Below are 25,004 nucleotides of genomic sequence, written 5' to 3' on the forward strand. Positions count from 1 at the left end.
TGATATGTTCAAAATATTTGAATTAATAGTTATAAGTATATATTTATAAATCAGAATTACTGGAGGAGGGTATATGTGTTTAGCAGTACCAGCACAGTTAGTTTCTATTAATGATGCCATTGGCACAGTAGAATTAACAGGTGCAACACGCGATTGTAGCTTACTTCTCGTGCCAGATGCAAAAGTGGGGGACTGGTTATTAGTCCATGCCGGTTTTGCCGTTCAAATTGTAGATGAAGAAGAAGCGAAGGCAACATTGGATGCCTTCCGGGAGTTGGAAGAACTTGAAGAAGCTTACTTTGCAGGAAAAACAGAAAACAGCTGATGCTCTATTACATCGCATCAATGAACTCCACACACCAGGCGAATGCGTACGCCTTATGGAGGTGTGTGGTACACATACGGTATCCATTTTTAGAGAAGGGTTACGTCAATTATTGCCATCGGGAATAGAGTTGGTCAGTGGTCCTGGATGCCCTGTATGTGTAACGGACCAAGTGTATATGGATAAAGCTCTAGAGTATGCCAAACGTGATGATGTTATTATTGCCACCTTTGGGGATATGCTAAAGGTGCCAGGTAGTTATAGTAGTCTTAGTGAAGCTCAAACACAGGGTGCTCATATTCATGTTATCTATACGCCGTTAGAAGTGTTGGAACTAAGTAAAAAATATCCTGATAAGTACATTGTATTTTTAGCAATTGGGTTTGAAACGACTATTGCTGTCATCGGTGCCACTGTGAAAGCTGTAGCACAGGCTGGCGTGAAAAATGTATTATTTTTAGTGTCTCATAAATTGGTTCCACCTGCATTGCGTGCCTTGTTAGATCGACAAGCGGGACAAATTGATGGATTCATCTTGCCAGGGCATGTCAGTGTTATCATAGGCGAAAAACCATATCAATTTTTACCGGATGAGTATAAAATTCCATCCTGCATTGCTGGGTTTGATGGAGTAGAAATATTATCCGCTATTGTCAATATTTTAGAACAACGAAAAAGTGGTCATTTTGAAGTCGGTAATACCTATCATTCTGTTGTTATGAAGGAAGGTAATCCTGTGGCTGTGCGCATGATGAATGAAATATACGATGTTTGTGATGATGCATGGCGTGGCATTGGTACAATTCCAAATTCTGGGTTACAGCTTAATGATGACTACGCATTTTTAGATGCAGAAAAAATGCTTCCTATACAGCTAGAAAAACCGTCTCTTGATCCTAAAGGTTGCCAATGTGGTAGTGTATTACAAGGTTTAATCAAACCTAATGAGTGCCCGCTTTTTGGAAAAGCGTGTACGCCGGATCATGCGGTAGGTGCTTGTATGGTATCTGTAGAAGGTAGTTGTGCTGCATGGTATAAGTATGGCTTTTCTAGTGGCGGATTAGCCTGGGAGGATTAAATGGAACGAGTTCGTTTAGTTCATGGAAATGGTGGTCGCTTTAGCCACGAATTGACAGAACGATTTATATTAAAATATTTTACTAATGATCTGTTAGCGCCCTTGCATGATGGGGCACAATTTCCGGTATCATCTGGGAGAATGGCTTTTACAACCGATTCCTATGTTGTACAACCAACCTTTTTCCCTGGTGGTAATATAGGTAAATTAGCTGTATGTGGTACAGTCAACGACCTAGCTATGAATGGTGCTGTTCCACAATATCTAAGTTGCGGGTTAATATTGGAAGAAGGATTGCCCTTCGATGAGTTAGAAGAAATTCTAAGTACTATGGCAGATATGGCAAAACTTGCGAATGTACAAATCGTAACGGGTGATACAAAGGTCGTAAAAAAAGGTGAAGTTGATAAAATTTACATCAATACGGCTGGTATTGGTATGATTCCCGAGGATATTCATATAGGTCCAAATTTTGTAAAACCTAATATGGATATCATCTTATCTGGATCGATTGGTGATCATTCTATAGCTGTTATGGGTGAAAGATTTGGCTTAGAATTGTCAAACTCTATTAAAACCGACTGTGCTCCATTAAACCACATGGTTCACGCTGTTTTACAGGAAGTTGGCCCTCAAGTTACATTACTACGCGATCCGACGCGTGGTGGTGTTGGCACAGTCCTTAAAGAGATAGCAGAGCAAAGTCAAGTAGGGATAAAGGTAGAGGAATCTCAATTTGTTATTCATGATGAAGTGAAGTCTGTTTGCGACATATTGGGGTATGACCCTTTATACTTAGCCAATGAAGGTAAATGTATCTTCGTAGTAGACCCTACTGTAACTGATCGAGTGTTAGACATATTGCATGGGTTCCAAGAAGGACGCGAAGCAACACGTATTGGTGTCACTATGGATAAAAATATCGGTAAAGTGGGTTTACAGACATCCATTGGTGGCGTTCGTCTTGTAGACTTACTCGGCGAAGATCAAGTGCCAAGAATTTGTTAAGTTTTAGTATCTAAATATGATATGCTGAAAAACATAGTTAAAAATTCAATTGTATAAAATTCATAATAAACTCATTGTATTTTTATATAATTTTACTATCTTTAAGTGTAAGTATTTATACTTTCACTAGAAACTATGTATAGAATTTGTTAAAATATAAGTATCTATTAGGAGGCTTATCATGAAAAAGAAAATTATGACCGCTGTTCTAGGGATTTGTTTGACTACAACTGCATTTGGTGGTATTTTAACTACTCAAGCTGGTGGTTTAAGTAGCATCCTTGGTGGTGCCGCTAAAATCGGTGGCGTTGGCATTTTAGTTAGCAAATTTGGTCCACAAATTGATTCTTTCTTAAATAAATTACTAAAACAAAATAATTTGAGTACTGAATATACTACGAAAGTAGTGCCTATTATTAGTATTGGCTCAAAGGGATATATTGGTGCTGCCCAAGTAACTGGCCCTGCATCTAGCATTGAACAAGTTAAGGCGGTGGCTCAAGTAGAAGGTAGCTTTAATGGTATGGTTCGTGTTAAAGGCCTAGTTCCAGTAGATAGTACAAACCCTGTAGGCGCTTCCCGTGTTCAAGGTGTGGGCGTATCTGCGCTTATTGATTTGAAAATTTAATGGCCACTGAGTTACTCCGTTAAGGAGAACTCAGAAAATAAGCACGGTCTTAGGCCCGTGCTTATTGTGCTGTTTAACGTATATGTCCCATAGAGGATGAGTTGTGGAGGATTATATGAAGAAGCAAGTACTTACACTTTTGATGGCATCTTTATTGACAGGCACGGCATTTGCTGCACCTGGTACAGTTACGGAAAAAACACAAGTATTAGAAAGCACTGTATATGGTGCACCTCAAGATGGCGCTGTAGTAGATCGCATTAACCAATTGGATGAAACTGTGTATGGCAATGGTTTTTCTGGTAATTCAGCTACATTGAGCAAACGTGTAGATTCTTTATATGATTCCGTTGAAGGTAGTGGTACCAATATTTCATTGCGTGAAGAAATGGACGCACTTGAATATACATACCAAAACAGCATTAATGATGGTTCTTTGGTAGAACGTGTTGAAAAGATGGAGCGTAGTGTGAATGGTAGAATTTCAACAGGTTCATTACAAAAACGTATTATTAGCTTGAAAACCAAGGTATATGGTAGTAATGTAACCCTTACAAATCAAGTAGGCACACTATCTTCTGATCACGTGTTCAAGGTAACACTAAATGATGCGGTATCCACAAAAACTAGTCATGAAGGGGATACAATTAAATTCACTGTTGCAGAAAATGTAATGGATGGCAACGTATTGTTGGTGCCAGCTGGTACGGTAGGTTCTGCAACGATTACATCCTTGAAAAAAGCGCGCTCTTTTGGACGTAATGGTGCATTAGATATAACTTTTGACTCTGTTCCTGCTATTGATGGTACAGAATTTACTGCTGTACAAGGTAATGAGGCTAAGGAAAAAACAAAGGGCGAGATTAAAGCGGCTGGTGCCTCTGTGGCTGGTGCAGTTCTACTTGGCCCTGTTGGCTTAGTAGGTGGTGCTTTCATTAAGGGTAAAAATATTGATTATCCAGTAGGCTCCACTATATTTATTCAACCTCAAGACTCTGTATCTATTCAAGGTCTTGTTATTGGTGGTGATGGGTTAGCTCATAGTGATGATGAACTAGCTGAAGCCGTGACAGTACCGACTGCAACTGATGATTCCGTAGATAGCACTGTGGATGAAGCAGATGATTCAACTGTGAACACTGACGAAGAAGATACAAACACTGCTGATTCAGAAGAAGTAGAAGATACAAATGATACAGCAGAAAATGTTTCACAACCAATCGTCGTAGTAAAGCGTAACCAATAGAGGAGTTTAGTAACCATGAGGAAACAAAGAGTACAATGGCTCGTGGCAGCATGCTTGCTTTGTTTAGCCCAGCCAGCGTGGGCTGCTTCAGACTCAATTACATATCAAGATAGTTTAGATAGTATATCTGAATCATATCCAGGTGAATTGCAACAACCTTCGACACCTGAACGCAGCAATATTCGTGTTGTTCGTCGTGGTGCTTCACCGATTACGGCACCAACAGAAAAATTACCAACTCGTGTTGATGCTGATAAAATGACATATTCTGGGAGTACTGGCGATGTAAATGCTTTTGGTAATGTAGTAGTTACTCAAGGTAATCGCACATTATTAGCTAATCGCATTACTGGTAATACTAAGACTACAGAATACAGAACTGCAGATGGTCCATATCGCTATTTAGAAGATGGTGGTAAAACAAAAGACCTTACTGGTGATGTTATGACCTATCGTACCAGTGACCAACATTTTGATGCCGGTCATACGCAAGGTTGGTCTGATCCTTATTATGTGAAGGGGCAGAACTTATCCTATGATGGTAAAACCGGTTCCATTGAAAAAGGTATGATTACATCTAAGCATGCGATGGCATTCAAACATACACCTGATTACCGCATTGAAGGGGAAGACATTAAAATTTACCCTGGTGATAAGGTGGTTATTCAACATCCAAGCTTTTACATTAAGAATTTTAAACTCTTTAGCTTGAAATCTTATACCAAATCTATACGTGGAGATAAACAAGGTAAAGTAAGTGCATTTTCTATTATGCCACGGCCTATTTATAATAGTGATGATGGTATAGGATTGCGTGGTAATGCGGAAATTCCATTGGGGAAATCTGGTGAAGCATATTTTGATTATAAATGGTATTCAAAAGCCGGATTTAAGCCTCAAATTGGATATCGCTATTTCTTACCTTGGGGGACTGCATCCATCGGGTATAGTAAAGTATCCAATGAATATAATGATGAAACTGTATGGGTAGAAAAAATCGGTGAATTACGTCTTGATACACATACGTACCATATTGGTAAATCCCCATTTACTGCACGTGGTGAAACAAGTATTGGTTATTGGAAGGAAGGTTCTGTAAAGGGATCTCATAAGGATTATAAGGTAGAGGTATCTCATGATCCAATCAATCTTTGGAAGGATGGCACATTGCGATTCTTCGGTGGCTACCAACGTGACTATTATGGCTATGATAAATCGATACGAAGCATGCCATACTGGGGTGCTCAATTCCGCACATCTGTTGGACCGAGAGTTAATGCGTGGGTTTCCTATAATCAACGTAATATTAATTATAATAATTCACCATACCGTTTTGACAGTACTGAGCTTCCTAAAGAACTTATTTATGGTGGGTCCTTTAAATTAACACGCCTCGATGATATTTCTGTAAGTGTTAAACAAAATATGATGAGTGGCGATGTGGATTCCATCTATTACACATACCATCGCGATTTGCACTCCTTTGATATGTATGTAACATATAAAGATTCCCATAAAAATAACGATAACCAATGGAAGATTAAATTTGTTGGTAAAGATTTCTAAGGAGCATAAATATGAAGTCTATTCGTAAGGCTGTTATTCCAGCAGCTGGTTTTGGCACACGTTTTTTGCCAGCAACGAAAGCACAACCAAAGGAAATGTTGCCTATTGTCGATACACCGGCGATTCAATATATTGTAAAAGAAGCACTCGATTCTGGTATTGAAGAAATTCTTATCATAACAGGTCGTAGCAAACGCGCTATAGAGGATCACTTTGATAGTAGTGTTGAATTAGAAGAGCTATTGCAAAAGCAAGGTAAAAATAAACAATTAGCTATGGTAAAAGATTTGGCGGATATTAAAATTCATTTTATTCGTCAGAAATCACCGCGTGGTTTAGGTGATGCCGTATTATGTGCTAAAGCGTTTATCGGTGATGAACCATTTGCCGTATTATTAGGTGATGATATTGTTTATAATCCAGAAAAACCATGCTTACAACAGTTGATGGATTGCTATGAACAACATCCAGGTATCATATTAGGTGCTCAATTTGTACCGAATGAAAAAGTAAGCTCTTATGGTATTGTATCCGGAGAACCGTTGGCAGATAACTTATATCGCGTTCATGGTTTAGTAGAAAAGCCAAGTGTTGATAAGGCACCGTCCAATTTAGCTGTTCTTGGTCGCTATATTTTAACACCTGATATTTTCGATATTTTAGAGAATACAAAACCTGGTGTTGGTAATGAAGTACAGTTGACTGATGCATTAGCTGCGTCAAAAACAGATAAATATGCATTAGCCTATGAAGGGATTCGCTATGATACAGGTGATAAATTGGGCTATTTGAAAGCTACTGTTGAGTATGCTCTTAGAAATGAAGATTTAGGACCTGCATTTAGAGAATATTTGAAAGGTTTGAAATTATAAACTAAATTATATATTTTTTCGACCTAGATATAAAATTGAGGCCACCGTTGATTATCAATGGTGGCTTTTCTTGTTAACCTGTGTATAGATGCTGGTTGACTATGATGGAATCGTTGATTATAATTTAATAGTAATGGTATAAAACTATTATTATAATGATGAAATATAAGGAGTAACATGCGAGATTTATTAGCTCTTTTAACTGATGAAACAACATTAAATTTACCTACTAATTGTGTTATTACAAAGGCTTATTTTGATACACAAGGTACAGCTAATACTGTGTTTCATGATGTAGAGTACAGAAATAATCGTATTTTTGTTTGTATGTCTAATACAAGCGGTACATTATGGGTGGATTTATTACAATTAACGAGACCTTTACAAATTCGTCAGATTCCCAAAGTTAACGAAGGAGATAAGACTCTTGCATTTACAAAGGATGAAATTATACAATTCGTAGAGGATGTAAACGATCGTAATCGTATTCATCGTGAAGCTCCTTATATAGTTCCAGGTTTACTTATACTTGAACACCTTTGGAATCATATGATTAATCATAATACGACTGTTGGGGTATCTATCCGCTTTTTATCGCCCATGCTTGCTGATGATTGTGTTAATATTGATAATCGGCGTAAAATGGGTGTATTGGATGGCCTATTAGATGATATGGTTCTGTTCAAAGCTCGTCTCTATGATGAGCATAAAACGATGTAATATTTTTTATATAAATGAGGTATATTATGGAAGCAAGACGTTTAACAAAAATGGCTTTATTAACAGCGCTATTATGCGTGTCCGCATGGATTTCATTTCCACTACCATTTAGCCCAGCTATGGTAACCGCATTAACATTGGTAGCTACATTGACAGGTTTATTATTATCTCCTAAGGATACATTAATCGTATTCATCGTCTATGTATTGCTTGGAACTGTAGGATTACCAGTATTTGTAGGTGGTACATCTGGACTAGGTAAGCTACTTGGACCTACTGGCGGCTTTATCTTCTCTTGGCCAGTTGCTTACACTTTGTTAAGTATCTGTAAGGGTAAATCAAGAAGTTTCTTATCTTATAGCTGGCGTTCTATAGCCATTACAATTCCTGTAGTATATATTTTTGGTGTAGCTGGATTTATGATTGTTACAGGAACTCCATTTTGGGCGTCTCTACCAATCGTGATGCTTCCATATATTCCTGGTGATATTGTAAAATGTTTAGTTGCCTCTTGGTTAGCTACAAAAATTAAAATACAATGATGATATGTGTAGGAGGTGTTATTAGTACACCTCCTTATTTATATGGAGAGCTACTATGTCTGTTTTTATTCATAATGGTTTACGAACCCCCATTGGTGTGGTCAATGGACAATATAAATCAATACGCCCTGAATTACTTGGCGCAAAGGTTATCAACCAGTTGTTTTATCGTATGGAACAGCCTTCTATTGATACTATTTTTTGTGGCAATGCTGTTGGTACAGGTGGAAATATTGCGCGATTGATGGGGCTTTACAGTGAGTTGCCAAACACCATTCCGGCTGTTACGGTGGATATGCAATGTGCATCGGGGATGATGAGTATTGAGATGGCCTATGCTCATATAGCATCTGGACTGATGAATACGGTGATAGCTGGTGGTATTGAAAGCTCGTCCTTACAGCCTATGAGAAGATATGCAGAATATGATGATCGTCGGGGCGATTATATGGTGGCGCAATTTTCTCCTGAGGATAGTTCACCGTTAGCTATGTTAGAAGGAGCGGAGCGCACCATGATAAAACATGGCGTAGGTGTAGAGGAGTTAAATCCATATATTATTAGGAGCCACCAATGTGCACAGCATGCGAAAGACAAGGGTATACTTTCACCATATATACTGGATATTGAAATAGATGGAAAACACTGTATTGATGAATCAATCCGTTCATCTATGAATGAAAAACTGTTAAATCGTATGAAACCTCTATTAGGACCTCATTCTATAACGACAGCAGGTAACGCTTGTTTAACTCATGATGGTGCAGCCTTTGTAACGCTAAGCAATCAACCGGGGCCATTTAAGATTATTCAGATTATGCCTTGGGCTGGAGACCCTTTGTATAGCCCAGAAGGTGCGTTGTTAAGTACCAAAAAGATATTAGACGTAACCGAGCTTTCACCAACAGCAATCGATGTGTTTGAATGGAATGAAGCATTTGCCGTAATCTCAGCCTTGTTTGGACGAGAATATCCAAATCTGGTTGAACGATATAATATGTTAGGTGGTGCATTGGCCTATGGACATCCTTATGGATGCTCTGGAGCTATGTTAGTATTGCACTGTATGGCAGCCTTGTCATATTGCAATGGGCGATATGGTTTGTGTGCCATTGCAGGGGCTGGAGGTACAGGAACAGCTATGATTATTGAGCGTGTATAGGTTAGGAATATATTGATGAGTAAGATATTGCAGAACATATATAAGTATGGTCAGAACCAACAGTTCCATATGGCCCTTATTATAGATGAAATTCATTATACATATAAGGACATTTATGAAAGTGCTATAGCACGAGCGCAGCACATAGAGTCCGATGCATGCATTACACGGATTATAAATGGGAATCGACAAATTATATTTATAGATACAGATTCTGTATATGAGCAACTCATATTGTGGTTAGCTACACTATGTAAAGGATATATTCCTATTGTTTCACATCCACATATGGATAATAAGTATCGCCAACAGTTAATAAGTTTACTTGGTAAAACAGATATCCCTAATGACGCGCAGTTTGGTGTTCTCACATCTGGTACAACAGGTATGCCTAAACCTTTATGGCGCACAGAATCATCTTGGTCTAATTATTTTGATATACAAAATAATATCTTTCATATTGATAAAGCAACACGTATATTTGTGCATGGCAGTTTTAGCTTTACAGGCAATACGAATATGATGTTAGCTGTCCTATGGGCTGGCGGTCAAATCGTAACGAGTGATAAAATGCAACCAAAGAGATGGCAATCATTGATTCATTCCCATCAATGCACTCATATTTATATGTTGCCTACAAAACTGCGTTTACTATTACGATGGAATAGCATTACCTGTTCTTGTGTACAATATATTATTGCAGGCTCACAAGTTGTAGATACAGAATTATTACATTCTCTACACATGCTATATCCAACGATGGAATTCATTCTGTACTATGGAGCATCAGAGCTAAACTATATTAGCTATTGTACTGGTGAAGAATGGCATATGTATCCCGGCACCGTAGGTCGTCCATTTCCAGGAGTCACTGTTGACATAAAAGATGATTATATTTATGTATCCACACGATTTAGTATATGCGGGCTCGAAGGAATGGTAACAGTTGGTGACAAGGGCCATTGGTGTGGAGATTACATTATATTTGATGGCCGTAATGGGGATATTATTAACCGAGGTGGTTATAAGGTTGCCGTATTAGCCTTAGAATCTCAGTTACAAGTTTTACCATCTATAGAGGATGTTGCTGTAATAGGCGTGCCTGATCTATTGCGCGGAGAAGAGGTTGTGGCCTTTATCGTGCCTGCAGAGGGCGTTACAGTGTCTGAGGTAGAATTTGATGTGCGTAGAGCTATTCCTCATGAGGAGCAACCTAAATATTTACGATATATCGATGCCATACCGTTAACAGATTGTTCAAAAATAGACAAAGAATTGCTAAAAGAATGGTATAATAAAGAGTAATATTTTTACCCTTTAGGAGTTATCATGCAAATTAATAAAGCAGCCTTAGAGATTTTTGATTTTACATCATCTTTAGCGGTCTATTCTGAACATGAATTAAAAATAGGTGAGCAAGACATACATGACTATATTGCAGGGCATGTAACGAAAGCTTTTAAAGACCCGAGTGCAAGAACGGGTACCTTACATACGCATAGTCCTATGGGAAAGCGCATTGGAGAATATAAATCTGGAGAGATTTCATTCATCACGTTGGCAAAAGAGTTAGGTGAGAAGACCTTTGACTATATGAAACAAGCTACAGTAGGCGTAGTAATTGATACTATCGTATGTGATGTAGTAACAGATACATCCTATATCTGTATGTTATTATGTCAGGCTCATGATGCTTTTACACATCAATTGTTTAGTGAAGATGATGGATCTCTATCAACAGAGCTTGTACCACATAAGGCAGTACTACCGATGCCAACACAAAAATTGCGAGCCTTTGTGGCTATTAATACATCGGATTTATCCGTTCGCATCTTTGAACCAAAAGGTGAATATGACGGTGAAGTTTGTTATATTCTAGCAGATAAAGTATTGCAACTTGGTACAGATCAATCTTCTAGAGATACTGTTAAGAAGGTAAAAACCATTATAGATAAGGTGGCACAAGCTCACGAATCCGATGGTGTAGCAGAGCTTACAATGGCAAAGTCCATGATTGCTAAAAATGCAGAAGTATCCGATACGGTGAATCCGGTCCGTATTGTGGAAGAGGTATTCAAGTCTAACCCGATTCAACAGGAAGCTGCTAAAAAGGAGTTAGCTGAACAGGATATGATGCGGCCATTACCGGTGAATCGTGAATTTGCTACGAAGGTAGGCGAACATCATAAGATTAAAACCGATACAGGCATAGAAATTTCTTTTCCTGTAGAATATATGCAAAATCGTGAATTTATTGAAATTAAAACAAACGATGATGGGACGCTTCGCATTGAATTAAAAAATATAAATAAAATTGTTAATAAATAGGAGGCTCTTATATGAGTAAGGATAAGCATAAAAAAACAAATGCATTACGCATATTAGATACTCATCACGTAGCATATACGATTAGTGAATATGAGTGGTCTGAAGAACGAGGGCAAGGTGTTCATGTAGCTGATGAACTAGGCCTAGATGAAAAAGAGGTATTCAAAACTTTGGTTGGCAAGGGAGATAAAACAGGATATGTTGTATTCTGTATTCCAGTAGCTGAAGAACTAGATATGAAACAGGCTGCTCGGGTCAGTGGCAATAAATCGGTGGAGTTAATTCATGTTAAAGATTTATTGGGCATAACTGGCTACTTGCGAGGTGGTTGTTCACCAGTGGGTATGAAGAAGCAATTTCCAACATTTTTTGATGAATCTATGCAAGCTCAAGAGGCCGTATACGTTAGTGCCGGTTTACGAGGCATGCAGATGCATGTTAATCCACAAGATTTACAATCTGTAGTAAATGCTGAATTTGTACCGCTTACCATGAAGCATTAGGAGGTTGTATGGCGAAGAAATTTTATGCTGTAAAAGCTGGCCGTACGCCGGGAATTTATGAGTCCTGGAGTGACTGTGAAAAGCAAGTAAAGGGCTTTGGTGGTGCTATTTATAAATCTTTTCCTACAAAAGCAGAGGCACAAGCCTTTATAGGTGATGAAGGTATGAGTATTGGTGATTATCTTACATCAACAAAGACGTCCAAAACAAACCATACAAAGGAATCTATAGCTCCTGATTTTTCAGAACCCAATCATTTAATAGCGTATATTGATGGTAGTTATGACAAATATAATCAATCGGTAGGTTCCGGTGGTATAATGTTTCTAAATGGTAATAAAGAAACATTTTCATTCGGCACAAAAGATGTGAAATATACAGAGTTTTGGAATGTTTCTGGTGAGCTATTAGCGGCTAAGCATGTTATGGAATATGCATTAACTCATGAGATTCCTAAGTGCTCCTTATATTATGACTATATGGGCATAGAAATGTGGGCTACGAAGAAGTGGAAGCGAAATAATGCATTAACTAATGAATATGCAGCGTTTTGTGAACGTATCTTTCCACATGTGAAAGTATACTTCCACAAGGTACATGCTCATACGGGTGATACGTATAATGAGATGGCTGATCAACTCGCAAAGGCAGGGGCAGCTAAAGGTAAATAATATAAAAGGGGAAAACAATGCGTGTTTGTGTAACGGGGGGCGCCGGATTTATAGGGTCCCATTTAGTTGATCGACTCATAGCATTAGGTCATACTGTATTGGTAATAGATAATCTTTCTACAGGGGTACGAGACTTTGTCAATCCGGGAGCCACATTCCTAGAGATGGATGTACGGGATTTTAATATTGAGTCTATTTTTGCAGAATTTAAACCTCAAGTCGTCTTTCATGAGGCGGCACAAACTATGGTGCCTGCATCCATGGAAAATCCTAAGATGGATTGTGATGTGAATCTCATAGGTCTAATTAATATGCTTGAATCTGCTAGAAAGCATAAGGTTGAACATTTTCTTATGCCTTCCTCTGCCGCGGTTTATGGTGATCTTGATACATTACCTCTTACAGAAGACATGTCTGGTAAACCAACATCCTTTTATGGCCTTACTAAATTGACAACGGAAGGGTATTTACGCATTTATGAACAAGCTTTTGGTCTAAAAACAGTATGCTTTAGATATTCAAATGTATATGGACCACGTCAAGGTGATGGCGGCGAAGGCGGTGTAATTAGTATATTTAACCGTCTCGTTAATGAGGACAAGCCGCTTACTATATTTGGGGATGGTGAGCAAACGCGTGACTTTATATATGTGGCCGATGTGGTTGAAGCCAATATTAAAGCCATGAACCATCCTGATTTAACAGGGATTTATAATATTTCTACTAATACAAGTACATCTGTCAATGAATTAGTGCGCTATTTTAAATCAATTACTGGTAAAGAGATAGTAACGAACTATGAAGCAGAACGGATAGGGGATATTCGCCATTCTCGCTTATGTAATGAAAAAGCAAAAAGAGATTTTGGATTTACAGCAATTATGGGTTTAGAAGATGGATTGAGTGAGACCATCTCATATTTTAAGGGAAAATAACAAAGAATTATGGGGGAAACGTATTTTCTAATTGTTATGGCCGTGTGGAATTGTATCGTTTGTTGTATATATGGATATGACAAGTTTTCCGCTATAAAGGGGTATGAGCGGATTTCTGAATTTACATTGCTATTTTTGGCCTTTGCCTTTGGCGGTTTAGGTGCATTATTGGGCATGGTACTATGCCATCATAAAACAGCAAAATTGAAATTTAAGTTATTAATTCCCATCGCTATTCTTTGGTCCGTATTTGGCATCGGTTATGGCTATGGTTGGATTGGTGCATAAAGGAGATACTTGATGTTACAGTTAGATTCTGGGTTTGAACTAGATTATAACAATATCTATAATGAAAGCTGCATACAGGCAAGGGACATACGAAACTTTGAACGGGCCATTCAAAATGTATGGCGTCATACCAACATTTTGCGCTCCACTGGGTATGAAGAAGGTCATTTATCCAAAGATGGTCAACCAGAACCAATCTTGTTTTATCAATTACCGTATATTTCTGAAGATGGTATCAATACACCGAATATGATGAAACGGTTACATGACTTACGTGAGTATGCTCGTAAAAGTATTGATACTGTTGTTTCTATTGGCATCGGTGGGTCTTATCTAGGTAGTAAGGTACTCTTTGATGTGCAATGTGGTTCATTTTGGAATAACTATACTGATGAAGAACGCAACGGCTATCCTAGATTTTATTTTGCTGGGTTTAATGTAGATGGCCCATACTTAGAAGGGCTAATTAAAACCTTAGTATCTCAGGCCGGTGAAAAGGGTAGTGACTATAAGGTTATGCTTGTAGTTACATCAAAGTCTGGTTCCACAATTGAACCGATGGCTAATTTTATGATTCTTCAAAAAGCATTAGAGGATCATCATATTAATTATGAAGTTACCGTCGTTACAGAAACAAATGATGAGGCACATCCTACTATTCTTCATGATATGGCTATCAAGCATCAATGGAGAACATTCTCTGTTCCTTATGGTGTAGGAGGCCGATTCTCCGTTTTTACTGAAGTAGGATTTGTTACAGCTGCTTTAGTGGGATTTGATATAGAAGGTTTTTTAGCCGGTGCTGCATCGATGGATATGGCTTGCCAAGAAGAGGATGTTTATAAAAATCCCGCACTATTTAGTGCATTATTAAAATATATTGCATCTGAGCGATATGGACGTATTATAGAGGTATTCATGCCTTATGGCGAGTCTCTACATTCCTTATCCGATTGGTATGTACAACTTTTGTCTGAATCATTAGGTAAAATGAGTAATACCTGTCTTCCTTATGGTCGTACACCTGTTCCTGCAGTAGGCACGATGGATATGCATGCACAAGTGCAAGAACACCAAGAGGGGCGTCTTAATAAGGTGGTTCAATTTATTAAGGTACGAGACTGGAATACATCGTTGATTGTTCCAAATTTGTATAGTGAGTACGACAAACTCGATGCAATTGGTGATATTCCTATTAGCGATATTTTGAATAGCGCCCTCGATGCGAATCGTGAGGCACTGTCTATAGATAATCGTTTTAATATGACCATATCGGTACCAACATTAAATGCATTTCATTTAGGGGAAATTATGTTTATGCATTGTTGGGCCGTGTATTTTGAATCGATTTTAGCTGGCGTTGATGCTTTTGATCAACCGGGTGTTGAAGTATATAAACGCTTGATTGGACCAAAACTTCAAGCTATGAAAAAATAATAATTGCTATCATAAATTATATGATTTGTCAAGGACACTAATAGTCACGGGGGTGACTATTAGTGTCCTTCTTTTATGTATATTTATGTTGCATACTGATACTAGATAGATATTTTACTCTACTATGTGAAAGGAGTCCTGATGAATGAACATACAGGAACGATTACGAGAAAAACTGCATCCCTATGTAACCCAATGGAAACGACACAAGAAAAGTATAGGTGTCTTGTTTGTTTTATGTGGGATAGCTATTGGATGGGGAATATTTCATACACCTGAGGCTGATTATGCCCAGATGGAACCTGATTCAACTGCCATGTCGAAATCAGAAGAAAAAGCTCATGAAATAACTTTGTTATACAGTACGAGCAATAACTTGCGAGCTCTTCCTTGGCGTGAGGTATTAGGTGAATCATTGGTTAATAGTAATATTTCTTTAAAACATACGATGAATGAAGAAGATATAGGTGAGTGGCAGGATAACCTAGACAATAAAAAGGCTTCATCAACATTAAAGTCTGGTAAAAAGAGATCTGCTAAGAAGAAAGTAGAAGAAGATAGCACTTCCAGTGCAGAACCAGTCATAACAAAACACAATAAGCAGAAAACAATTCATGTTAATGGCGTAATACATGGCCCTCAATGGGCTGTAATTTTAAGCAGTGGCACAGAATCTACTGTTGTTATGGAAGGTGATTCTTGGCATGGTGTAAAAGTAATTAATGTAGATGAAAATGGTGTAACCCTTGATGAAGGAGGCAATGTACGATGTGTATCTATTGGCGAATCATGATTATAGTTTTACTCTTAGGTGTAATAGAAAATCCTTGTGTATGGGCGAAAGAATCGATACATGTACAACAATCTGAGTCAGGTCAAAATACATATAGTTTGACGGTTAGCAAGGCTCCTTTGTCCGATGTGGTAGAGGCCATCAGTCGTAGTTATAAGATTGATATACTTGGCATTAATACATTAAACGGAACTGTAACAGGAACGATACATGGTAAGTCGCCATTAGACATGCTACATCATTTAGGGGATATGTATAATTTTGATATACAGGATGATCAGGGCGTGGTAACCATTACAGGGCATTCTGGTGCTAAGGAACATCGTCATGTTGTGGTAGTAGAACCAAAGGTAGCATCATCGACATCATTAGAATCTGTCATAAAAACTGTAGTACCTACTGGTAAGTTCGCAGTACATAAGGAAACAAATCAGATTGTATTGAATGTAACCGGAGACGAGGAAAAAGGGGTCAACTCAATCATTCAATCTGTAGATAGAGACATGAAACAGGTGCGATTGGAAGCCACCATTATGGCTATGGAACATTCCTATACGAAGGAGACTGGATTTAGATGGTCCTGGTTGAGTTTAACCGGCCATGGTAATGACAAGACAAATTCTTATGGTGCTATTTCTTTTGGAAAAGCTCCAGATGGGGAAGCCTATAAATTTTTTGTTAAACCTGAGCTTAGCCTTTTAGAAACATCGGGAAAGGCAGTTGTTATTGCAACTCCTTCTATTATGGCTTTAAATGGTGAAGCCGCACATATTTTGATTGGTGAACGAATTCCTGTTATCGAAGAGTCAATTTCTAATGGTGAAAGAAAAAGATCCATTCATTACGAAGAGGTCGGTATTAAGCTTGACTATACTCCGGTAGTGACGAAAAATGGTATCATTGATACATCTATACGAGCTGAGGTGAGCTCACCGATTATGGTATCTGAGATGAAATCCTATAAGATTACTACGCGACAAGCACAGACTAGAGTGCGTCTACAACCGGGAGAAGTACTAGTCATAGGTGGTTTAATGGATAATCGAGACCAAAAACAGATTGAGAAAATCCCAATACTCGGTGATATCCCTTTATTAGGTAAATTATTTAGACATAGCCGGAAGACAAAGGATAGCGTGGAAATGGTCATTTTTGTGAAAGCGACTGTGGTATAATAATAGGTACGGAATGATAAAGGAGGTATTGAATGGAACGCATTCGAATGATCGGCCTAGGAAAATCATTTGGGGTGCGCCAAGTGTTTTCCAATGTGTCCTTTGAAATAAAAGAAGGCGATAGAATTGCCTTGGTTGGCCCTAATGGGGCTGGTAAATCAACATTGTTGAAATGTATCCTCGGTATTGAGGAATTAGATGAAGGTCAAGTTGTTATGTCTCCTGTCGCAAGTATTGGCTATTTGCAACAAGATGTTAACTTAGGCGATGCCAGCTTGGCGGAAGAAATAGAAACAGCATGGGAAGATGTTCATGCATTAGAAAATAAATTACAAGAGTTAACGGCATATTTAGAGACTCACGAAGCCAGTGAAAGTGATTTACAACGATTAGATTATCTGCAAAATCGTTTGGAATGGCTAGGTGGCTACGACTATGAACAAAAAACAAAACGCATAGTATATGGCCTAGGCTTTACAGATGAAGATCTATATAAACCGGCTAATGCATTTTCTGGTGGTCAAAAAACGCGCATTAATTTGGCAAAGGCCTTAGTACGAAGTCCGGATTTTTTATTCCTCGACGAACCGACAAACCATTTGGATATGGAAATGTTGGAGTGGTTAGAAGGGTATCTATCATCCTATCGAGGTGGCATTCTGATTGTCAGCCATGACCGGTATTTCATGGACCGCATCGTTACAGGTGTAGTAGAACTAGATCATCACAAGGCCACCATCTATCGCGGTAATTATAGCCGCTATGTGGCACAACGAGAAGAACGTTTAAAAGCAGATACGATTGCTTATGAAAAACAGCAAGAATATATTAAGAAAACGGAAGAGTATATTGATAAGTATCGTGCTGGTATTAAGTCTAAGATGGCGAGGGGCCGTCAATCTCAATTAAATCGATTGGAACGATTAGAGGCTCCTGAAACTTCACATTCATTAGATTTTAAATTTCCACCGGCAGCTATGAGCGCTGATAAGGTACTTGTATTAGATCATGTGTCTATTGGCTACAAAACAGATGATCCAATCATTGATGATGTATCTATAGTTGTTCGACGTGGCGAATCTGTTGCCTTGATCGGTCCTAATGGGGCTGGTAAATCTACGATGGTGAAAGCTATTGTAGGGGAATTATTCCCTATAGAAGGTCATATCGATATTGGAAATCGTGTCCAAGCGGGGTACTTCTCACAAGAACATGAAGAATTACACGATCGATGGCAAGTGGTGGATGAGATTATCAATAATTATAATTTCACCGAAGAAAAAGCTCGTAATGTTTTAGGATCATTCCTATTTAAAGGAGATGATGTATTTAAACTAGTAGGTGATTTATCCGGTGGTGAACGAGCGCGTTTAGCTCTGTTAAAATTATTTTTACAAGGTGATAATTTCCTTATTCTCGATGAACCTACTAACCATTTAGATGTACCTACTCGTGAAATAGTCGAACGTGCGTTGCAGCAATTTGGTGGTACGTGTTTTATTATTTCTCATGACCGGTATTTCTTAGACCAAGTGTCTACGAGAACGTTAGTATTAGAGAATAAAGGTATTACCGAGTATTTAGGTAATTATTCTTATTATAAGGAAAAACTGAAGGAGCAAAATGATATTGCTGCCCTCACTGAGCATGTAGAAGAAGTCCCTAAAGACAAGGCTAAAACTGAGACAAAAGTGGTTCCTTCAAGTGATGAATCAAAACCAAAACCGAATACTTACATGGTGGAAAAACAACTAGCTGAGGTGGAAGAAGAAATTGCTCGGTTAGAAGCAACTATGAAAATGTATGAAGTGCAATTAGCCAATCCTGTAGTACAACAGGATTTAGAAGAGATGGCAAACATATCTAAGCAGCTTTCAAACACAGAAAGTTCTCTACAAGTACTGTATGAGAAGTGGGAACATTTTTCAGAATTGTTAGTAGAATAAATAAAACTTATAAGGTGTATATCTGAATTCTATAGAAAATATACATGATTTGATTGACAAACATAAAAATTATTTCATAATATAGAAGTATATATAATTTATACTATTATATTTGCTGTTATTGTGATTAAAGGAAGGGTGTAACATGAATAAATCCATGTTAAAAAAAGCAGCCATTTTTGGTCTTGCTGGTGTAATGGCAGTTGCTGCTGGTTGTGGTAGCAATAAAGATGCAGGTAATGCAAATAATAATGAAGCGAAAATCGCATTGTTAACAACAACTACAGGCGGTGCAGCTGCGTATGGTGAATCCATCAAAGCTGGTGCAGAATTGGCTGTTAGCGAAATCAATGCAGACGCTAACAATGTAAAAATTAATTTGCTCGTTGAAGACACTAAAGGTGACAAAAACGAAGCGATTAATGCGATGAACAAAGTAATTTCTAAAGATAAAGTTGTAGGCGTTATCGGTCCTATGTTATCTGGTGAAATGATGGCTGCTGGCCCTGTAGCAAATAAAAGTAAAGTCGTAGCTCTTGGTACATCTACAACTGCTGAAGGTATTACTGATATCGGCGATTACATTTTCCGTAATGCTGTACCAGAATCCTTGGCAGTAGATACTGCAATCAAAGAAGCACATAAAACTTTGAACTTTAAAACTGCAGCTATTATGTACTCCAACAACAATGACCAAATGGTATCTGTAAATAATACAGCTCGTAAAGCATTGGAAGCTGAAGGTGTACAAATCGTTGATACTGAAACATTCGCAGATAAAGATACAGATTTCTCTGCACAATTAACTAAGATTCAACAAGCTAACCCTGATGTAATCGTTGTTGCTTCTCTATACCAAGAAGGCGCATTGATTATGAAAAAAATGCGTGAAATGGGCATGAAACAACCTGTAATTGGTTCCAATGGCTTCAACAGTCCTGAATTTATTAAAATCGCAGGTGCTGCAGCTGATGGCGTTATCGTAGGTACACCTTGGTTCCCTAACAAAGATGACCAAAAGGTAAAAGACTTCCGTAAAGCTTATAAAGATAAATACGGTAAAGAACCAGACCAATTCGCAGCGCAAGCTTACGATGCAGTTTACTTGTATGAAGCAGCATTGAAAAAATCTGGCTCCACTACAGATCGTGAAAAATTCCGCGAAGCATTGAAAAATATTGCAGACTTCGTTGGTGTAACAGGTCAATTCAAATTCAATGACCACCGCGACCCTTCCATGGAAGTTCAAGTATTGCAAATTAGAAACGGTCAATTTGACGCATTAAAAAAATAAAAGTTGAGGTAGTATAGTGTTTTTACAACAATTAGTTAACGGGTTAACCCTCGGTAGCTTATATGCTGTACTCGCTATTGGCTTAACACTTGTGTTTGGCGTTTTAAATATCATCAACATGGCACACGGAGGCATCTTTATGATAGGTGCCTTCGTTGGTCTTTTTATGGTAACTGTTTTTGACGTAAACATTTTTGTAGCCCTTATCGTAGCGATGGCTGTAGGTGCCGTACTAGGTTACTTATTAGAATTTGTGGCGTTACGCCCACTACGTAAGAAAAAGGTGTCTCACTTAGCACCACTTATCAGCACCATTGGTGTTTCCATCTTCCTTGAAAGTTTGGCATTATTATTATGGGGTCCTCAAACGAGATCCTTCCCACCAGATTATATTGGTGGCCTTATCGACTTTGGGGTATTTAAAATCTCCATGGTGCAAATTATCGGTTTAGGTGTTTCTGTTCTCTTAATGATCATTTTAAATGTGGTTATTAAAAAGACTAAGATTGGTAAAGCCATTCGTGCCGTATCCATGAGTACTGAAACAGCAGCTCTCTTAGGCATCAATCCAACGATGATTATTTCTGTTACCGTTATGATTGCTTCCGCTTTAGGTGCAGCTGCCGGTGTACTTGTTGGTCTATCCTTCAATGCTATTGAGCCTACTATGGGTGTTATCATTGGCTTTAAAGGCTTGGCTGTACTTATCCTAGGTGGTCTTGGCAATATTACTGGTGCCATGGTGGGTGGCTTTATTTTGGGCATTGCGGAAATCTTCTCCGTTGCTTATGGTGCTTCCACATTCCGTGATGCGGTAGCCTTCGGTTTAATCATTGTCTTATTATTCTGGAGACCACAAGGTTTATTTGGTTCTAAAGATAAGGGGGGACGACCATAATGGATATTTTAAACCCTTATTATCTACAAATCGTGATGTTTTTCATCATCAATGCTATCCTAGGTATTTCCATTTATTTTACCCTCGCTAGTGGCCAGTTATCCCTAGGTGCTGCAGGTTTCATGAGCGTTGGTGCCTATGTAGGAGCATTGCTTTCTTTGAAAGCTGATTTACCTATCGTAGTTGGTATTTTGGTGGGTGGCTTTGTAGCCGCTTTAGTTGCCGTTGTCATTGGTTTGCCAACAACTCGATTGAAGGGTCTATACCTTGCCATCGCCACACTTGGTTTTGGTGAAGTAGTGCGTGTTATCTTCTTGAACTTAGATGTGACAAATGGTGCTCTTGGTCTATCCGGCATTCCATCTATTCCTCAAGAATTAACAAATTTTGCTTATGAACTAGACATCGATGGCCTTATGGGCATTGATGCTATTGCATGGGGCAACTTAATGGCTATTATTATATTATTAGCCATTTTAGTATTTATCATTGCCTTTTGTGTACGCATCAATAATAGCCGTGTTGGTCGTGCCTTTGCAGCAATCAAGGCTGATGATCATGCGGCTGAATTGATGGGGATTAATGTGGTGTACTATAAAATGATGGCCTTCATCATTGGTGCATTCATTGCCGGTATCGGCGGTGGTTTGTATGCTCATATTACAAACTTTATCAACCCTACAGATTTCAGCTATCACAAGGTAGTACAAATCTTGTTATTCCCAGTATTTGGTGGTTCCAATGTAGTATGGGGTTCCGTATTAGGTTCCTTTATTCTTACATTATTGCCAGAAGTATTGCGCTTCTTATCCGATTATCGCGATATTATCTATGGCGCATTGCTCGTCATTTTGATGGCTGTAAGACCAGATGGTATTTTGACAGAATCTATGGTAGACAAAATTAGCCGTAAATTAGGCTTTAAAAAAGCTTCGTACATTCCTGAAACCCAAGTACTAACAGAACGTTTTGAAGCGTATAAACGTAAACAACAAGAAAAACAAGGATAGGAGGGAACTGAATGCTATTAGAATTAAATGATGTAAGTAAAAGCTTTGGTGGCGTTGCAGCCCTCACAGGTATATCCTTTGGTGTTAAGCAAGGTGAAGTGTTTGGTGTTATCGGACCAAATGGTGCTGGTAAGACTACACTCTTTAACTTGATTACAGGTGTATTCCCTGTAAGTTCTGGCGAAATTGTATTTGATGGTATGTCGGTAGTAGGCATTAAACCTCATAGAACGGTAGAAATGGGCATTGCTCGTACATTCCAAAATATTCGTCTTTTTGGTAATATGACGGCTCTTGAAACAGTATTAACTGGTATGCATTGTCGGACTGGGTCGGGATTCCTATCTAGCTTCCTTAGAACAAAACGCCAACGCATTGAAGAAGAACGTTGTCGTGGTATTGCCTATGAGTTTTTAAAACTCGTAGGGCTTGAAGAGGATGCTGAAGAGGTGGCTACATCGTTACCATATGGTAAACAACGTCGCCTTGAAATTGCTCGTGCTTTGGCTACACATCCTCAATTAATTTTGCTCGATGAACCAGCAGCGGGGATGAATAACAGTGAAACAGAAGCGTTGCGCCAATTGATTGGTAAAATTCGCGACTTAGGTATTACTGTTGTCGTAATTGAACATGCCATGGAATTGATGATGAATATCTGTGACCGTTTGGTGGTATTCAACTTTGGTAAAAAGATTGCTGAAGGTACACCTCAAGAAATTCAAAATAATGAGGCTGTTATCGAAGCATACTTAGGTAAAGAGGAGGCGTAATATGTTAAAGCTAGAAAACATCGTGGCTGGTTATGGACATATTACAGCCTTAAAAGACATTAGCTTAGAAGTACCACAAGGGTCTATCGTGTCCTTAATTGGTGCCAACGGCGCGGGTAAGTCTACAACAATGAAGACTATTATGGGCCTTGTAAAGCCTACATCAGGTAAGGTGTTATTTGAAGGTCAAGATATTACAGGACATAAAACTCATCAAATTGTACATAATGGTATCTCCCTAGTACCAGAAGGTCGTCAAATTCTTCAAGATATGAGCGTTTACGAGAATCTTGAAATGGGCGCTTATATACGCAACGATAATGAGATTGAAGCGGATATCAAAAAGGTATTTAAACGCTTCCCAATTCTTGATGAACGGAGCTATCAACTAGGTGGTACATTATCCGGTGGCCAACAACAAATGCTTGCCATTGGTCGTGCTCTTATGGCCCGTCCTAAGTTATTGCTACTAGACGAACCATCTATGGGTCTTGCACCATTAGTAGTAAACGAAATCTTTGAAACTATTAAAGAAATTAGTGCAGAAGGCACTACTGTTCTCTTGGTAGAACAAAACGTACGTCAAGCATTGAAAATTGCTGATTACGCATATGTTTTAGAAACAGGCAAAATGGTATTGTCTGGTCCAGCTGACGAAGTGCGTCATGATCCTCGTGTCATGGAGGCTTACTTAGGTGGACGTGTAGAATAATATAAAACCATATTTATTTGGATGTATATATCTATTATTAGATAGATATATACATCCATTTTTTTTGTAAAAGTTATATGAATGTATAGGTTTTTTATTAGATACCTCAATAATTAGCAAAGCTATAATAAAAATATGCGTAAAAAAGTACACATAAAGAAATAGGTGTTAAGACTAGATAACATCGGTGTTTCACATGTTTCATGAAAAGCATACAAATAAGCTTCATCTTGTTTATATAGTAGTTACATAAAAACGATGATAAAATATGTGTACGATAATTAATTAAATATTAAATTTATTTAAATCGCTGTGTTATGATGTTTTGTTAATAGAAATAAATGTTATGAGGTGTATGTATGAATCGGAAATGGATTGCTTTATCTCTTGTAATAGGAACAATAGCCACTACAGGATTGGCAAAAGATGTTACCCCTGTTGCGGTCATGACGTCTCCTATGGACACGTCTGCAACTACGATTGGCTCTGATCAGCAGTATCGTCTGCGACAAGGAGACGAACTTACGATTGATGTGGTGCAGCAGTCAGATCTTGGTGCCAATAAAACTTTCACCATTCGACCAGATGGTTATGTATCAGTTCCCATGGTTGGAAATATTAAGGCCGATGGGATGACCGTAGAAGAATTCACCCGAAACGTATCTAATGCGTTATCTACATATATTATCAATCCTGATGTATCGGTTAATGTTACAAAATTGGGTGGCGTTCGTGTTTATGTATTTGGTGAAATTAATAAACCAGGGGCCTATACATTAACGAAATCGAGCACCATTATCGATGCGATTGGGGCTGCTGGTAGTTTCAACTGGGATACAGCTAAAAAGAAAATATTCTTAATTCATCAAAATGATCCTACAAAACCTATTGAAATCAATTTAAACAATATGTTGAAAACCGGTGACATGTCTCAAAACTACATTATGCGTGAAGGCGATATCTTGTACTTAACTAAGAACAGTAAGATTAGTTTCTCCAGAGATATTGCGCCAATTTTGACAGGTGCATATATGGTATCTCGCATAGGGAAAGACTAATCAATAAAGTATTATATGTAAGTCATATAAGGGGGG

26 protein-coding genes are annotated in these 25,004 nt (G+C 38.3%); all 26 read left to right on the forward strand.

The window, feature by feature from the left end:
• Window positions 1–73: 73 nt before the first annotated feature.
• The 26 genes from O3617_RS01685 (at window position 74) to O3617_RS01810 (ending at window position 24,968) form a co-directional block, all read left to right on the forward strand.
• Window positions 74–325, forward strand: coding sequence for a HypC/HybG/HupF family hydrogenase formation chaperone (locus tag O3617_RS01685; protein ID WP_371448315.1), 252 nt, complete (start codon window positions 74–76; stop codon window positions 323–325).
• Window positions 285–1,403, forward strand: a complete 1,119-nt coding sequence (gene hypD / locus O3617_RS01690) for a hydrogenase formation protein HypD (RefSeq protein WP_371448316.1) — start codon at window positions 285–287, stop codon at window positions 1,401–1,403. The genes O3617_RS01685 and hypD overlap by 41 nt, the downstream gene beginning before the upstream one ends.
• Window positions 1,404–2,411, forward strand: a complete 1,008-nt coding sequence (gene hypE, locus O3617_RS01695; protein ID WP_371448318.1) for a hydrogenase expression/formation protein HypE — start codon at window positions 1,404–1,406, stop codon at window positions 2,409–2,411.
• Between the two features lie 181 nt (window positions 2,412–2,592).
• Window positions 2,593–3,039 carry a hypothetical protein gene (locus O3617_RS01700; protein ID WP_371448320.1) on the forward strand — a complete coding sequence of 149 codons (447 nt, stop codon included), beginning with the start codon at window positions 2,593–2,595 and terminating at the stop codon, window positions 3,037–3,039.
• Window positions 3,040–3,154: 115 nt separating this feature from the next.
• Window positions 3,155–4,285 (forward strand): hypothetical protein, encoded by a 1,131-nt coding sequence (locus O3617_RS01705; protein WP_371448322.1) that lies wholly within the window; start codon window positions 3,155–3,157, stop codon window positions 4,283–4,285.
• A gap of 15 nt (window positions 4,286–4,300) precedes the next feature.
• Window positions 4,301–5,851, forward strand: coding sequence for an LptA/OstA family protein (locus O3617_RS01710; protein WP_371448324.1), 1,551 nt, complete (start codon window positions 4,301–4,303; stop codon window positions 5,849–5,851).
• A gap of 11 nt (window positions 5,852–5,862) precedes the next feature.
• Window positions 5,863–6,723, forward strand: coding sequence for a UTP--glucose-1-phosphate uridylyltransferase GalU (galU, locus tag O3617_RS01715; RefSeq protein ID WP_371448325.1), 861 nt, complete (start codon window positions 5,863–5,865; stop codon window positions 6,721–6,723).
• A 177-nt stretch (window positions 6,724–6,900) separates the two neighbouring features.
• Window positions 6,901–7,443, forward strand: coding sequence for a hypothetical protein (locus tag O3617_RS01720; RefSeq protein ID WP_371448327.1), 543 nt, complete (start codon window positions 6,901–6,903; stop codon window positions 7,441–7,443).
• Between the two features lie 26 nt (window positions 7,444–7,469).
• A complete protein-coding gene (locus O3617_RS01725) occupies window positions 7,470–7,985 on the forward strand; it encodes a biotin transporter BioY (RefSeq protein WP_371448328.1) in 516 nt (171 codons plus the stop codon).
• A gap of 55 nt (window positions 7,986–8,040) precedes the next feature.
• Window positions 8,041–9,147: a thiolase family protein gene (locus tag O3617_RS01730; RefSeq protein WP_371448329.1), complete on the forward strand. Its 1,107-nt coding sequence runs from the start codon at window positions 8,041–8,043 to the stop codon at window positions 9,145–9,147.
• Between the two features lie 69 nt (window positions 9,148–9,216).
• On the forward strand, window positions 9,217–10,452 hold the full coding sequence (locus tag O3617_RS01735; protein WP_371448331.1) for an AMP-binding protein: 1,236 nt from the start codon (window positions 9,217–9,219) through the stop codon (window positions 10,450–10,452).
• 24 nt (window positions 10,453–10,476) lie between these two features.
• Window positions 10,477–11,475 carry a nucleoid-associated protein gene (locus tag O3617_RS01740; RefSeq protein WP_371448333.1) on the forward strand — a complete coding sequence of 333 codons (999 nt, stop codon included), beginning with the start codon at window positions 10,477–10,479 and terminating at the stop codon, window positions 11,473–11,475.
• Between the two features lie 11 nt (window positions 11,476–11,486).
• Complete coding sequence (ybaK, locus tag O3617_RS01745; protein WP_371448335.1) at window positions 11,487–11,978, forward strand: Cys-tRNA(Pro) deacylase; 492 nt, start codon at window positions 11,487–11,489, stop codon at window positions 11,976–11,978.
• A gap of 8 nt (window positions 11,979–11,986) precedes the next feature.
• On the forward strand, window positions 11,987–12,649 hold the full coding sequence (locus O3617_RS01750; RefSeq protein WP_371448336.1) for a viroplasmin family protein: 663 nt from the start codon (window positions 11,987–11,989) through the stop codon (window positions 12,647–12,649).
• Between the two features lie 17 nt (window positions 12,650–12,666).
• Window positions 12,667–13,584 carry an NAD-dependent epimerase/dehydratase family protein gene (locus O3617_RS01755; RefSeq protein ID WP_371448338.1) on the forward strand — a complete coding sequence of 306 codons (918 nt, stop codon included), beginning with the start codon at window positions 12,667–12,669 and terminating at the stop codon, window positions 13,582–13,584.
• Between the two features lie 9 nt (window positions 13,585–13,593).
• Window positions 13,594–13,872, forward strand: coding sequence for a DUF1294 domain-containing protein (locus tag O3617_RS01760; RefSeq protein WP_371448339.1), 279 nt, complete (start codon window positions 13,594–13,596; stop codon window positions 13,870–13,872).
• A gap of 12 nt (window positions 13,873–13,884) precedes the next feature.
• Entirely contained in the window at window positions 13,885–15,309 is a 1,425-nt protein-coding gene (locus tag O3617_RS01765; protein WP_371448340.1) for a glucose-6-phosphate isomerase, read from the forward strand.
• 145 nt (window positions 15,310–15,454) lie between these two features.
• Window positions 15,455–16,102, forward strand: a complete 648-nt coding sequence (locus tag O3617_RS01770; RefSeq protein ID WP_371448342.1) for a hypothetical protein — start codon at window positions 15,455–15,457, stop codon at window positions 16,100–16,102.
• On the forward strand, window positions 16,078–17,277 hold the full coding sequence (locus tag O3617_RS01775; RefSeq protein WP_371448343.1) for a type II secretion system protein GspD: 1,200 nt from the start codon (window positions 16,078–16,080) through the stop codon (window positions 17,275–17,277). The genes O3617_RS01770 and O3617_RS01775 overlap by 25 nt, the downstream gene beginning before the upstream one ends.
• Window positions 17,278–17,309: 32 nt before the next feature.
• Window positions 17,310–19,223, forward strand: a complete 1,914-nt coding sequence (locus O3617_RS01780) for an ABC-F family ATP-binding cassette domain-containing protein (RefSeq protein WP_371448345.1) — start codon at window positions 17,310–17,312, stop codon at window positions 19,221–19,223.
• A gap of 145 nt (window positions 19,224–19,368) precedes the next feature.
• Window positions 19,369–20,517, forward strand: coding sequence for an ABC transporter substrate-binding protein (locus tag O3617_RS01785; RefSeq protein ID WP_156931097.1), 1,149 nt, complete (start codon window positions 19,369–19,371; stop codon window positions 20,515–20,517).
• 16 nt (window positions 20,518–20,533) lie between these two features.
• Window positions 20,534–21,415 carry a branched-chain amino acid ABC transporter permease gene (locus O3617_RS01790; protein ID WP_005384250.1) on the forward strand — a complete coding sequence of 294 codons (882 nt, stop codon included), beginning with the start codon at window positions 20,534–20,536 and terminating at the stop codon, window positions 21,413–21,415.
• On the forward strand, window positions 21,415–22,425 hold the full coding sequence (locus tag O3617_RS01795; RefSeq protein ID WP_371448346.1) for a branched-chain amino acid ABC transporter permease: 1,011 nt from the start codon (window positions 21,415–21,417) through the stop codon (window positions 22,423–22,425). The genes O3617_RS01790 and O3617_RS01795 overlap by 1 nt, the downstream gene beginning before the upstream one ends.
• Window positions 22,426–22,436: 11 nt before the next feature.
• Window positions 22,437–23,198, forward strand: coding sequence for an ABC transporter ATP-binding protein (locus O3617_RS01800; RefSeq protein WP_371448347.1), 762 nt, complete (start codon window positions 22,437–22,439; stop codon window positions 23,196–23,198).
• A gap of 1 nt (window position 23,199) precedes the next feature.
• On the forward strand, window positions 23,200–23,910 hold the full coding sequence (locus O3617_RS01805) for an ABC transporter ATP-binding protein (RefSeq protein WP_005380876.1): 711 nt from the start codon (window positions 23,200–23,202) through the stop codon (window positions 23,908–23,910).
• A 359-nt stretch (window positions 23,911–24,269) separates the two neighbouring features.
• A complete protein-coding gene (locus tag O3617_RS01810) occupies window positions 24,270–24,968 on the forward strand; it encodes a polysaccharide biosynthesis/export family protein (protein ID WP_371448348.1) in 699 nt (232 codons plus the stop codon).
• The last annotated feature ends 36 nt before the right edge of the window (window positions 24,969–25,004 follow it).

The organism is Veillonella sp. 27098_8_77 (assembly GCF_041431535.1).
GTDB lineage: Bacteria > Bacillota > Negativicutes > Veillonellales > Veillonellaceae > Veillonella.